At 64.5% G+C, this 12472-nt stretch carries 12 protein-coding genes; 8 read left to right on the top strand and 4 right to left on the bottom strand.

What is annotated here, in order from left to right:
- Nucleotides 1-42: 42 nt before the first annotated feature.
- The 8 genes from BX591_RS14280 (at nt 43) to BX591_RS14245 (ending at nt 8420) form a co-directional block, all read left to right on the top strand.
- Nucleotides 43-1572: a CoA-acylating methylmalonate-semialdehyde dehydrogenase gene (locus tag BX591_RS14280; RefSeq protein ID WP_111932083.1), complete on the top strand. Its 1530-nt coding sequence runs from the start codon at nt 43-45 to the stop codon at nt 1570-1572.
- 52 nt (nt 1573-1624) lie between these two features.
- On the top strand, nt 1625-2527 hold the full coding sequence (mmsB, locus tag BX591_RS14275) for a 3-hydroxyisobutyrate dehydrogenase (RefSeq protein WP_111932082.1): 903 nt from the start codon (nt 1625-1627) through the stop codon (nt 2525-2527).
- Nucleotides 2527-3363, top strand: coding sequence for an enoyl-CoA hydratase (locus tag BX591_RS14270; RefSeq protein ID WP_111932081.1), 837 nt, complete (start codon nt 2527-2529; stop codon nt 3361-3363). Before mmsB ends, BX591_RS14270 begins: the two co-directional genes overlap by 1 nt.
- Entirely contained in the window at nt 3360-4499 is a 1140-nt protein-coding gene (locus BX591_RS14265; protein ID WP_111932080.1) for an enoyl-CoA hydratase/isomerase family protein, read from the top strand. Before BX591_RS14270 ends, BX591_RS14265 begins: the two co-directional genes overlap by 4 nt.
- Before the next feature lie 343 nt (nt 4500-4842).
- Nucleotides 4843-6393 carry a helix-turn-helix transcriptional regulator gene (locus BX591_RS14260; protein WP_244146967.1) on the top strand — a complete coding sequence of 517 codons (1551 nt, stop codon included), beginning with the start codon at nt 4843-4845 and terminating at the stop codon, nt 6391-6393.
- A 258-nt stretch (nt 6394-6651) separates the two neighbouring features.
- Complete coding sequence (locus tag BX591_RS14255) at nt 6652-6834, top strand: CsbD family protein (protein WP_035557932.1); 183 nt, start codon at nt 6652-6654, stop codon at nt 6832-6834.
- Nucleotides 6835-6924: 90 nt separating this feature from the next.
- Entirely contained in the window at nt 6925-7167 is a 243-nt protein-coding gene (locus tag BX591_RS14250; protein ID WP_111932078.1) for a CsbD family protein, read from the top strand.
- A gap of 167 nt (nt 7168-7334) precedes the next feature.
- The gene (locus BX591_RS14245) at nt 7335-8420 is read left to right on the top strand and encodes an AI-2E family transporter (protein ID WP_111932077.1); all 1086 of its coding nucleotides are present in this window, start codon (nt 7335-7337) and stop codon (nt 8418-8420) included.
- Nucleotides 8421-8511: 91 nt separating this feature from the next.
- Here the strand turns inward: BX591_RS14245 and BX591_RS14240 are convergent, their stop codons facing one another.
- The 4 genes from BX591_RS14240 to BX591_RS14225 form a co-directional block, all read right to left on the bottom strand.
- Nucleotides 8512-9768: an MFS transporter gene (locus BX591_RS14240; protein ID WP_111932076.1), complete on the bottom strand. Its 1257-nt coding sequence runs from the start codon at nt 9766-9768 to the stop codon at nt 8512-8514.
- Between the two features lie 87 nt (nt 9769-9855).
- Nucleotides 9856-10683, bottom strand: a complete 828-nt coding sequence (locus tag BX591_RS14235) for a siderophore-interacting protein (protein ID WP_111932075.1) — start codon at nt 10681-10683, stop codon at nt 9856-9858.
- A gap of 220 nt (nt 10684-10903) precedes the next feature.
- Nucleotides 10904-11860 (bottom strand): PadR family transcriptional regulator, encoded by a 957-nt coding sequence (locus tag BX591_RS14230; protein ID WP_244146966.1) that lies wholly within the window; start codon nt 11858-11860, stop codon nt 10904-10906.
- Nucleotides 11861-12032: 172 nt separating this feature from the next.
- Complete coding sequence (locus BX591_RS14225; RefSeq protein WP_111932074.1) at nt 12033-12434, bottom strand: helix-turn-helix domain-containing protein; 402 nt, start codon at nt 12432-12434, stop codon at nt 12033-12035.
- Between the last annotated feature and the right edge of the window lie 38 nt (nt 12435-12472).

Below are 12472 nucleotides of genomic sequence, written 5' to 3'. Positions count from 1 at the left end.
TACTGCCCGGCCGCCGCGCGGCCACTGCACAGGAGTTTCAGCATGAACGCAATTGCTTCGAACCAGGCGGCGCACGACGTGGCCACCGTCAAGTTGCTGATCAACGGCGAATTCGTCGAATCGAAGACCACCGAATGGCGCGATATCGTCAACCCGGCCACGCAGGAAGTGCTGGCGCGCGTGCCGTTCGCCACCGCCGACGAAGTGAACGAGGCGATCGGCGCCGCGCACGCCGCGTTCAAGACGTGGAAGGACACGCCGATCGGCGCCCGCATGCGCATCATGCTGAAGTATCAGGCATTGATCCGCGAGAACATGCCGCGCATCGCGAAGACCTTGAGCGCCGAACAGGGCAAGACGATTCCGGACGCCGAGGGCGATATCTTCCGCGGTCTGGAAGTGGTCGAGCACGCCTGTTCGATTGGCACCTTGCAGCAAGGCGAATTCGCGGAGAACGTTGCCGGCGGCGTGGACACGTACACGCTGCGGCAACCGCTCGGCGTCTGCGCCGGCATCACGCCGTTCAATTTCCCCGCCATGATCCCGCTGTGGATGTTCCCGATGGCGATCGTCTGCGGCAATACCTTCGTGCTGAAGCCCTCCGAACAGGACCCGATGTCGACCATGCAACTGGTCGAGCTCGCGCTTCAAGCCGGTATCCCGAAGGGCGTGCTGAACGTCGTGCACGGCGGCAAGGATGTCGTCGACGCGTTGTGCACGCATGAACTGATCAAGGCGGTGTCGTTCGTCGGCTCGACGGCGGTCGGCACGCATGTGTATCGCCTCGGCAGCGAACACGGCAAGCGCGTGCAGTCGATGATGGGCGCGAAGAACCACGCCGTGGTGCTGCCCGACGCGAATCGCGAGCAAACCCTCAACGCGCTGGCTGGCGCCGGCTTCGGCGCGGCCGGCCAGCGTTGCATGGCGACGTCTGTCGTCGTGCTGGTGGGCGCGGCGCAGCAGTGGGTGCCGGAGATCGTCGCGAAGGCGAAAACGCTCAAGGTCAACGCGGGCAGCGAGCCGAATACGGATGTCGGCCCGGTCGTCTCGCGCGCGGCGAAGCAACGCATTCTCGGCCTGATCGAAGCGGGCGTGAAAGAAGGCGCCACGCTCGCGCTCGACGGTCGCGACGTGAAAGTGCCGGGCTACGAGCAGGGCAATTTCATCGGCCCGACGGTGTTCACCGACGTCACGACCGAGATGCAGATCTACACGCAGGAAATCTTCGGACCGGTGCTGGTGATTCTGAACGCCGCCACGCTCGACGACGCGATCGCGCTCGTCAATCGCAACCCGTTCGGCAACGGCGTCGGCCTGTTCACGCAGAGCGGCGCGGCGGCGCGCAAGTTCCAGAGCGAGATTGACATCGGCCAGGTCGGCATCAACATTCCGATTCCGGTGCCGGTGCCGTTCTTCAGCTTTACCGGTTCGCGCGGCTCGAAGCTCGGCGATCTCGGCCCATACGGTAAACAGGTCGTGCAGTTCTATACGCAGACCAAAACCGTCACGGCCCGCTGGTTCGACGACGACACCGTCAACGACGGCGTCAACACGACCATCAGCCTGCGCTGAGCGCTTATCTGATCAAGCGATCACGTTCACGCGAACACACGGAGACGACATTATGAAAATAGCTTTCATCGGACTCGGCAACATGGGCGCGCCGATGGCGCACAACCTGCTGAAAGCCGGCCACGCGGTCAATGTGTTCGACCTCAACGCGCAGGCGGTGCAGGCGCTGGTCGACGCCGGCGCGAAGGCCGCCGCGTCGCCACAGGCGGCGGTGACCGACATGGAATGCGTGATCACGATGCTGCCGGCCGCCGCGCATGTGCGCAGCGTGCTCACCGCGGCCGACGGCGTGTTCGCGGGCATCGCCAAAGGCGTGACGATCATCGATTCGAGCACAATCGATCCGGTCAGCGTGAAGGCCTTCGCCGAACTCGCGGCGCAGCACGGCAATGCATTCGTCGATGCCCCCGTGTCGGGCGGCACCGGCGGCGCGGCGGCCGGTACGCTGACCTTCATGGTGGGCGGGAGCGCCAGCGCTTTCGAGCAGGTCAAGCCGGTGCTGTCGGCCATGGGCAAGAACATCGTGCACTGCGGCGACACCGGCACCGGCCAGGTCGCGAAGATCTGCAACAACCTGGTGCTCGGCATCACGATGGCAGGCGTGGCCGAGGCGATGTCGCTCGGCGAGGCGCTCGGTATCGACGCCAAGGTGCTGGGCGGCATCATCAATACGTCGACGGGGCGCTGCTGGAGTTCGGACACGTATAACCCGATGCCTGGCGTGATCGAAACCGCGCCGTCCACGCGTGGTTATACGGGCGGCTTCGGCACCGACCTGATGCTCAAGGACCTGGGCCTCGCCACCGACGCCGCCCGAAGCGCGCGTCAACCCGTGTACCTCGGCGCGCTCGCGCAGCAGCTTTATCAAACGATGAGCACGAAAGGTGCGGGGCGTCTCGACTTTTCCGCCGTGATCAAGCTGTATCGCAAGGACAGCAAGGACGGGGACGCGTGATGATCGAACTCGACTACGCGCACGACGGCGCCGTCGCGCTGCTGACGCTGAAGCGGTCGCCCGCGAATGCGTTCACGCCCGAGGGCTTGCTGCAATTGCAGCAGACGGTCGAGCGACTGAACGTCGAGGCACGCGTGCGAGCCATCGTGATTACCGGCGACGGCCCCAAGTTTTTTAGCGCGGGTGCCGATCTGAACACGTTCGCAGACGGCAATCGCGAAGTCGCACGCACGGCGGCGACGCGCTTCGGCGCGGCATTCGAAACCTTGCAGAACGCGCGGCCCGTGGTGATCGCCGCGATCAACGGCTATGCGATGGGCGGCGGCCTCGAATGCGCGTTGGCGTGCGATATCCGCATCGCGGAACAGCATGCGCTGCTGGCCTTGCCCGAGACGGCGGTCGGCTTGCTGCCCTGCGGTTGCGGCACGCAGACGCTGCCGTGGCTGGTCGGCGAAGGCTGGGCCAAGCGCATGATCCTCACCGGAGAACGCGTCGACGCGGCGACCGCGTTGCGTATCGGCCTGGTCGAGGAAGTCGTGGAGAAGGGCGCCGCGCGCGAGGCCGCGCTGAGCATGGCGGCGCGGGTCGCGGGCCTGAGCCCGCAAGCGGTCGGCTTCAGCAAGACGCTGATTCATCAGGGGCGCAACGGCGTGCCGCGCTCGGCGGCGCTGGCGCTGGAGCGCGAGCGCTTCGTCGACCTGTTCGACGGCGCGGATCAGCGCGAGGGCGTCAACGCGTTCCTCGAAAAACGCGCGCCGCGCTGGGCGGTGGCGCAGGGGCGGCGGAACGATCAGGCTGACCAGGCCGCTCACGCCACGCAGGAGACGAAGCGATGAGCGCCGTGCAAAGCGCCGCCCTCGACACGCAAGTCGAAGCGGAACGCGAGATTCTGTTTCGCGTCGTCAATCGTGTGGCGATCATCACGCTGAACCGGCCGGCGGCGCTCAATGCGCTGTCGCACGCGATGGTGCGCGAACTCGCGGTGCTGGTCGAACATTGCCGCAGCGACGACGGCATCGTCGCGCTCGTGCTGAAGGGCGCGGGTGCCAAGGGCTTCTGCGCGGGCGGCGACGTGCGCGAAGTGCAAAAACTGGCGAAGAACGCCGACAGTCGCTGGCTCGCGTTCTTCGTCGACGAATACCGGCTCGACCATGCGCTGCATACGTTTCCGAAGCCGGTGGTGGCGCTGCTCGACGGCGTGACGATGGGCGGCGGCATGGGGCTCGGCCAGGCGGCGCGGCTGCGCATCGTCACCGAGCGCAGCAAGATCGCGATGCCGGAGACGCGCATCGGTTTCCTGCCGGATGTCGGCGCGACGCACTTTCTGGGCGAGATGCCGCCCGAACTGGCGTTGTATGTCGGATTGACCGGCGCGACGCTGTCCGGCGCGGATGCGTTGCGCCTGCAGCTTGCCGATCTGTGCGTGCCGGCGGAATGGCTCGCCACCTTCGAGGAACGCCTGCAGCGCATGCCGCACGACGGCGATCTGCTCGCCGCGTTGCGCGGCGTGTTCGAACCGCCGTGCAACATCATTCCGCATGCGGCGCTGGGGCCGTTCACGCAACTGATTCTGCGGCATTTCGATCGGCGCTCGAGCATCGAGCGCATGGTCGCGACGTTGCGCCACGATCTGGAGCGCGAGCCGCCGCGTGAAGTCAGACAATGGCTGCAGTCCACCTACGACGCGCTCGCGGGCCATTCGCCCACCATGCTCTACGTGACGCGCGAGGCGCTGTTGCGCGGCCGGCAGATGACGCTCGCCGAGTGTTTCCGGATGGAATTGGGCATCGTCAAACGCGTGATCGACGAGGGTGATTTCTGCGAAGGCGTGCGGGCGCAACTGATCGATAAAGATCGCAAACCGCGCTGGGCGCCGGCCACATTGGCCGAAGTGCGGCCCGAGCGGGTCCGGCATTTTCTGGCTTCGCCGTGGAAGCGCGAGGCGCATCCGCTGGCTGCGTTAGGGGCGTAATCGAGCGCGATTTGTCAAGGTGTAACGCGGCGCCGGTCAGCGCTGCGGGTTGACGCTTGAATCCGCCTGGCGGCGCCGCAATGGCGCCGTACTTGTACTTTCTACCGGCTCCCCCCGAAATTTGCCCGCGGCGGATCCGCAAAAGCGTGAAGTTTGCCGGTTCGCCCACTCAATCGGCCTGTGTCACCGTGCACCTGGTGCACTTGCATCAGTCCAACTGGTGCATTGGCTATTGGCAAAATGCCGCGATTTCGGCGATTCTGCGGTCTGGACAGGCTATCGCGCACGGTTCGCGCGCTAAATCATAATGACCGACACGACTTCCGCTGCACCGGCATCTCTGGTGCAATCTCCCACTTCGTCCGCTTCGGACGACACCCCGCCGCCCGACGACAAAGTGCTGCGCTCGCAGACCGATCGCCGGCAACTGCAGCAGATCATCACCGGGCTCACCGAGGGCGTGATTCTGGTCGAGCCGGATCAGACCATCGTGTGGGCCAATCAGGCCGCGCTGGAGATGCACGGCATCGCCGAAATCGCGCAACTGGGCGCCGACGTCACCGAGTACCGCGAGCGCTTCAGGCTGCGCTACCGCAATAACCATCCGTTGCCGCAAGGCAGTTATCCGATCGAGCGCGTGGTCGCGGGCGAGTGCTTCAGCGACGTGGTGGTCGAAGTCTTTCCCGCGCACGACGACGAAGTGAACTGGGTGCACCGCGTGCGCAGCCTCGTGCTGACCAACGCGCGCGGCGAGCCCGACTGTCTCGCGCTGATTCTGCACGACGCCAGCGAATGGGCGAGCGCCGAGAAGCGCTTCGAAAAGACCTTCAACGCGAATCCCGCGCCGGCCGTGATCTGCCGGCTGAGCGACCAGCGCTATATCAAGGTCAACCTCGGTTTTCTGGAGATGACCGGCTATGCACGCGAGGACGTGATCGGCCGCTCGGTGTACGAGCTCGACGTGTTCGAAGGCGCCGAAAAGCGCGACCTGGCGATCGAGCGCCTCAGCGAAGCCGCGACCATTCCGCAGATGGAGGCGCTGCTGCGCCTGCCCGAAGGCGGCACCAAGTTCGTGGTGGTGGCCGGCCAGCCGATCGATATCGGCGAAGAGGCCTGCATGCTGTTCACGTTCATGGATCTGGAGCCGCGCAAACGCGCGGAAAGCGCGCTGCGTCAGAGCGAGGAACGTTTCGAGAAGTCGTTCAGGATGACACCGGTTTCCACCGTGTTATTCGTCGCCGACGACTACACCACGCTCGATATCAACGACGCATTCACCGTGACCACCGGCTTCGGCTCCGAGGAATTGCTCGGCAAGCCGCTCGATCAAAGCCCGCTTTGGACCGACGACGCCTGCGCGCGGATCAGCGCGGCGCTGGTCGAGTCCGGCAGTGTGCGTAACGTCGAATTTCTGGTGAAGAGCCACCGCGGCGAGACGCTGAACTGTCTGGTGTCGGCGGAAGCGGTCAGCATTCATGGCAAGGATTGCGTGTTGATGACCTTGCTCGATATCACCGAGCGCAAGCGCTCCGAAATGGAACTGGTGACCGCGATCGAAACCGTCATGCAGGACGCCTCGTGGTTCAGCCAGACCTTGATTGAAAAGCTCGTCAACGTGCGGCGCGCCAATGCGCCCGACGCGGGCGGCCATCTCGCCGATCTGACCGCCCGCGAGCGCGACGTGTTCGCCTGCCTGTGCGGCGGTCTCGCGGACAAGGAGATCGCACGCGAATTGGGGTTGGCGCCGAACACGGTGCGTAACCATGTCGCCACGATCTACGCGAAGCTCGACGTGCACAGTCGCGGCGAGGCTATTGTGTGGGCGCAGACGCGCGGGCACTTTGGGCTCGCGCCGGGGAGTGCGCCGCGCCGTAAGGGGGCGAAGGGGGCGTGAGTGGGGTTTCAGCATTTTTTGCCGGAGAAACGGTCCGGGAATGAACCGTGCTGATGGTGTTCGGCCTGGTGTGAAATGGATCGGGCCGAAGCGGAGCGAATTGTCGCGCGATGCAGGCGGCGGCGACGCGTAAGGAGAGGCTCAAATGCACCATGCGATCACCTGCATTCGCGGCTGTCGGCCGGTGCATCGAGCCGGGACAATGAAATCCTGAGTCGGCAACGTTTTGGCAACTCAACCTTTTTCAAGGAAACCATCATGGACAAGAATCGCGTGGAAGGTGCGGCAAAACAGGTCAAGGGCTCCGTGAAGGAAGCGATCGGCAAGGTCACGGGTAACCGCACGACGCAAGCCGAAGGCGCGGCGGAAAAGCTCGCCGGCAAGGTGCAATCGAAGGTGGGCGAAGCCGCGGACGCGGTGCGCGATCGCGTGAAGCGCTAGGCCGATATCGGACCGATGGCGCATGACGCCGTCACGGCCGGCCGCCCACGGGCGCCGGCCGCTTGCTCAACCTGTTGAAGGAGAAACACGATGAATGCCAACCAGCTCGAAGGAACCGTGAAAGACGCCGCAGGCAAGGTGCAGGACGCTGTCGGCGGCCTCACCGGCGACGTGGATTTGCAGGCCGAAGGCAAAGTCCGCCAACTGGCCGGCAAAGCGCAGGCGAAATACGGCGACAGCGTCGAGCATGTTGCCGAAACGGCTCGCAACAATCCGATCGGCGCGCTGCTGATCGCGGTCGGCGTCGGTTTTCTGCTGGGCAAGCTGATGTGACGCTTGTGACGCTTCTCGCGTGCCGCGCCGTCGGATACGTTCGGCACCGGCGGCACACGGCACGCTTCGCTGTTTCAACCCCGCCGGTGCCTGATTGATCCGATGGTGGTCCGATGCTCCCGGCGCATTCGAGGCGCCGGATCTCATCGTCTATTCGAGGAAGGTTCATGCTGGGATTCGACGTTTCCACGGCCAGAAAAGTCTGGACCGCGTTTCTGATCGCGTTGTTGCTGTTTGTTATCTATACCGCTTCGTCCACGGTACTGGTGGTCGTGTTCGCGGTCTTCTTCAGCTACCTGATTTACCCGATGGTCGATCTCGTCGAACGGATCCGGCCGCGGCGTGTGCCGCGCGTGGCGTCGATCGCGCTGGTGTTCGTCGTGGTGGTCGCGGTGATCGCGGTGGCCGGCTCGATCTTCGGCGTGCAGTTGCAGGATCAGGCCTCTCATCTGTTCGCGCAACTGCCCGAATTGATGAAGTCCGACGTGCCCAACCGTCTTCCATTACCGCATTTTCTCGAACCGCTGCGCGAGCGCATCGTGGATTTCGTGCGCAGCCAGATCGAGACCGGTTCCGACAAGGCGGTGCCGATGGCGCGCAGCGTCGGCCTTGGCGTCGTGCACGCGGCCAGCAACCTGATTTATCTCGTGCTGATTCCGATTCTGAGCTTCCTGCTGATCAAGGAAGGTCCGCAAATGCGCGACGCTTTTCTCGCGTTGCTGACGGACCGGCATCGTGTGTTGTGGGCGGAAATCGTCACGGATCTGAACGTGCTGTTGTCCAAGTACGTGCGCGCGTTGCTGTTTTTGTCGCTGGCCACGTTGATCTGCTACGGCGTCGTGTTCTCGCTGCTCGGCGTGCCTTACGCGTTTCTGCTCGCGTTCAGCGCGGGGTTGCTGGAGTTCGTGCCGTTCGCGGGGCCGCTAGGGGCGGTAGCGATCACGCTGGTGGTGGCGGTGTTCAGCGGCTATCCCCATCTGCTGTGGCTGGTGATTTTTATCGCGCTGTACCGGCTGTTCCAGGACTATGTGCTCAATCCGTATCTGATGAGCGAAGGCGTGGAAGTCAGCCCGTTTCTGGTGATCGTCGGCCTGCTGGCCGGCGATCAGCTCGGCGGGGTGGCGGGGATATTTCTCGCCGTGCCGGTGATCGCGATGCTGAAGATCATCATCGGCCGGGCGTGGGTTTTCTACTCGGCCTCGCGTGCCGAAGGGGAAGCCGCGCGGCGCGCGTTGACGGGTAAAACCGATTGACGGTGTGCGTGGGTCTCGTGGGTTCTTCTGAATGAGCGAGCCGCTCCGCGCTCTGGATGCTTTGGACCAGAAGCACGGAGCGGCCGGCAGATCAACTTTCTCCGATCGCATCGACCGGCAACGCGCTCGGCGGCGGCGCATTGTGTTTCGAGCCGTGCACGCGGGACACCCAGAACAAACCGATCGACGCGATGGCTACCGCGACCACGCCCACGGTGCCGTATCCGTCGATCCGCCCGGTGGGCGAATTACTCAACATCAAGCCGCCGAACCACGCGCCGCAGCCCATGCTCAGCGCCTGAATCGCGCTGTTCGCACTGAGGAACGCACCGCGCCGCGCCGGCTCGGGAACGGTGGTCAGCAGCGCCTGCATCGGCACCATCCGCCCGGACAGCAGAACCATGAAGAACGGGAAAAATAGCACCAGCCCGTAGAACGGCAAATCCGGCAGATGCGTGACGAACAGCACGGGCAGGAACGACAGCACCGCCATGACGCGGAACACGCGCCGCGTGCCGTAACGGTCCGCGAGTCGGCCCACCCGGCGCGAGGTGAAGAACGTCGCCGCGCCGCCGGCCATGTACAGCCAGGACAATTGCTCGGGCGCCACGCCGTGATTGGCAACCAGCACCGGCGAAATGAACGGAATCACCAGCATGTGCGAGACCATCATGACGAGGGTCAGCGCGAATGCGTTCAGATGACGCGGGTTGGTCAGCAGCCGCCACAGATCAGGCAGCACTTCGGCGAGCGGCGGCGGACGCCGGCTCAAATGCTCGGCCAGCGACGGCACCTGTTTCCGGGCGACCACCCAGACCACCAGCGACAACACCACCAGCAGAAAGAACGGCGCGGCCCAACTGAAGTGCGCCCCCAGCATCACGCCGGCGGGCACGCCGGCAATCGCGGCGAGCGAGAAGGCCGTCATGATCGTGCCGGTTGCCGCGCCGCGGCGATTCACCGGAATCACGTCGCTGACGATCGCCATGATCACCGAGCCCAGTACGCCGCCGGTCAGGCCCGCGAAGGCCCGCGCCGCGAGCAGCAGCGGAAAGCTGCTGGCGAGCGCGCAGGCGAGGTTCGACAACGCGAACAGCGCATACACGGTGAGCAGCAGGCGACGCCGGTCGAAGCGGTCGATATAGGTCGCCGCGAACAGCCCCGACAGACCCGAACACCACGAATACGCGGAGACGGCCGTGGCGAATGCCGCCGGCGTGATCGCGAAGGTGTGCATGATCTGCGGACCGAGCGGCATCATCACCATGAAGTCCATGATGATGGTGAACTGCGTCAGCGCGAGCAGCCATAGCAGATGGCGCTCGTGTTTACTGCTGATTGAATACATCGATTGATTCCTCGTTGTCGTTGTTGTTGTCCGACGCGCGCCGTTCGATGCCGGGGCGCCGCGCGAATTATCGCGCGGCGCGTTGGCTTAGTCATCGAGGTTTTCGTGAACCGCGACGGCGCCCTGTTTCCAGTAGCTGGCCGCGCGAATGCGCGATTTGTCGACGCCGCGTTCGGTGCAAAGGTGATAGCGCACCGCGCGCATCGTCGCGGATTCGCCGGCGGCCCACACGTAGCCTTCGCCGTCTTCGGGCAGGTAAATTTCGCGGACCGCTTGCAGCAGCGGCTCGCCGCGATAGCCTGTTTCGTTGCGATAGCACCAGACCAGATGCAGTTCGGCGCGGGTGCTGAACTCGATACGCGCGGACGGATCGGCCACTTCGATGACAGCGGCGGCACGCGTGCCGGCTGGCAACTCTTCCAGGCGGCGAGCGATGGCGGGCAAGGCAGTGTCGTCGCCGATCAGCAGATGCCAGTCGAAGCCGGTGGGAATCACCAGCGAACCGCGCGGTCCGCCGACGCCGAGATATTGGCCCACTTTGGCTTGCGCCGCCCAGGTGGCTGCGGGGCCCGCTTCGTGCATCGCGAATTCGATGTCGAGCTCGCGCGCTTCGCGGTCGAACCTTCGCGGCGTGAAATCGCGCGCCGTCGGACGCGGCTGGCCGGCCGGGAACACCGGACCGTCGGGGCCGGCTTCCGGCAGCGCCGGCCGGTCCGCGCCGGGTTCGGGGAAAAACACCTTGATGTGGTCGTCGAACGAAGCGGAGACGAAGTCGTGCAGATCGTCGCCGGTGAAGGTCACGCGGATCAGGTGCGGGGTCAGCGCATGCACCTGCTTGACCTGCAGCAGACGGAACTTCAATGGATGCCGCACGCGCTGGACTGTCAGGTCGGCTCGGTGATCATTGGTCAGCATAGAGGGTTACTCCTGTGTCGACCCGGGTTGGCGCTTGGCGCTGAGCCGGGTCACATGCAAATGGTTGTGTCGATTCGAGTTGGTGTTTCAGCGCTTTAGCGCTTTGGCGCTTGCTCGGGTCGATGCAGCACGGTTGCGGTTGGTCGGTCGACGCGAGCACATGCGCAGGGCGGTGCTTGCTCGCGGGGGAAAACGTATTGCGGGGACGGACGGCGCGATCTCAGGAGGCGGGTTGCTCGCCGCTTGAGTCGTCGCCCGGATCGTTGCTTGCGCTGCCGGGCTTGGCGTCGCTTTCGATCTCTCTCGCCGCGCGCATCAGAATCACGGCGACGCGGCGCTGTTCGTCCGCCGACGCGTTGCCGCGCAACACCAGCAGGTTCTTCAGCTTGCGCCGCGCTTCGGTCAACTCGGGCAGCCAGCCGCCTTCGCTGATGTCGGCCGGTTCCTCGCCGGCAAACGCGCGCCGCACCGAATCCATCTTGCGGGCGAAATGGCTCAGCTTCGCGAGCATCAGGTCGATGCGGTCGCGGTTGGTGGCCAGATAGTCGCGGCCCGTGTCCGACAATTCGTAGCGTTTGCGATTGCCTTCCAGTTGTACCGTCACGTAGCCGAGTTCTTCCAGATACGTGAGCGCCGGATAGACCATGCCGGGGCTGGGTGTGTAGAAACCGTTCGAGCGTGTTTCGAGCGCTTTGATCAGTTCGTAGCCGTGGCTCGGCTGCGCTTCGATCAAGGACATCAACAGCAGTTGCAGGTCGTCGGAGCTGAATTTGCGGCCACGCGGGAAACCGTCGCCGTCGCCGCCGAAACCGCCTGCGCCGGAGCTGCTGCCGCCACCTCCGCCGAAGCGGCCGCCCCGGCCGCCGCGATGTTCATGGTGGCCGCCGATGGCGTGCCACAGCGCATGGAGTGAGAGGCGGTCGTGGCCGCGGTGGCCGTGGGTGTGACTGTGGCCGTCGCCGTGACTCGCGTGATGACGCCCACGGCCCCGGTCGTCGCGTTGATATTCGCCGCGCTCGCCGTGACTGCGTTCGAACCCTTCGCCACGTTCGCCGCGATACTCGGGATGCCGGCGGGCGAACGCGTGCCACAGCGCATGCAGCGACGCACGTTCATGGCCGGTGTGGATCGTGTCGTCCGCGCTGTGCGAACGGGAAAAACGATGGTGATGACGCATCTGGGTGCTCCGTTATGTCTTAAGATGCATCGTAAGATATATATCTAAAGATAGTTTGTCAAACACCTTTTTTGCGAATATCGGCAGACAACAAGGTCTGCGGGAGGGGGAAAGGGGGCGTTTGGAGAGGACAAAGTCGGCGGCAACACGGCCGGTTCGCTGCATGCAGGGGCTACGCGGACCTGCCAAAACGGTATGAGACGCCAAGGTCTGTCGCGAGGCGCCACGCGTACACGCGGGAATACGAAACGCCAAAGCGGCGAGTTATCAATTCCCGCAGCCTCAAATTTGTCCAGTTGTCGGAGTCAAAGCCGTATTCGCGTGGAGACCCGCGCAATGCTTCCGCTAGCCACGCACGAGCCTCAGCGTCCAGAGATGAAGGTCGGCCGCCCACGCCGACGTCGCGCAGCGCGTCAAGACCTCCTTTTTCCAGCAGGTGCTGGTACTTCTCTACTGTGGCGTTCTTCATCCCCATAGCCTGCGCGACCTGCGCGAGTGGAACGCCGTCGTGCAACATTCGGCCCGCGGCAAGCCGTCTTGCGATGCTCGGCAAGTCGTTATTCGGGTGAGCCATCGGAGCGCTCCGACTCAGTTCATCTGCCGGCGAGGAAA

It is taken from the genome of Paraburkholderia bryophila, from assembly GCF_003269035.1.
GTDB lineage: Bacteria > Pseudomonadota > Gammaproteobacteria > Burkholderiales > Burkholderiaceae > Paraburkholderia > Paraburkholderia bryophila.
This window is presented reverse-complemented; position numbering and strand designations above follow the sequence as displayed.